The sequence below is a fragment of the Saccharothrix sp. NRRL B-16348 genome, from assembly GCF_001280085.1.
Classification (GTDB): domain Bacteria; phylum Actinomycetota; class Actinomycetes; order Mycobacteriales; family Pseudonocardiaceae; genus Actinosynnema.
Genome location: NZ_LGED01000098.1, coordinates 1 through 451 on the forward strand (window position 1 = coordinate 1; position 451 = coordinate 451).

Genomic DNA, 451 nt, shown 5'->3' on the forward strand with positions numbered 1-451 from the left:
CACGGGCAACGACTGGATCGAGGCCGCGTTCCGCGCCGCCCGCGCCGCCGACCCGAACGCCAAGCTCTGCTACAACGACTACAACACCGACGACTGGACCCACGCGAAGACCCAGGCCGTCTACCGGATGGTGCAGGACTTCAAGCAGCGCGGCGTGCCGATCGACTGCGTCGGCCTGCAGTCGCACTTCAACAGCCAGAGCCCGGTGCCCGGTAACTACCAGACCACGCTGTCTAGCTTCGCGGCCCTCGGCGTGGACGTGCAGATCACCGAGCTGGACATCGAGGGCTCGGGCTCCGCGCAGGTGTCCAACTACGAGCGCGTCGTGAAGGCGTGCCTCGCGGTGACCCGCTGCACCGGCATCACGGTGTGGGGCATCCGGGACACCGACTCGTGGCGCGCCTCGGGCACCCCGCTGCTGTTCGACGGCTCCGGCAACAAGAAGGCCGCC

General features: G+C 68.7%; 1 protein-coding gene. It reads left to right on the forward strand.

Going from position 1 to position 451, the window contains the following annotated elements; all coding sequences use genetic code 11:
• A partial coding sequence (locus tag ADK67_RS11045; protein WP_197289390.1) for an endo-1,4-beta-xylanase occupies window positions 1–451 on the forward strand: 451 nt, incomplete at both ends.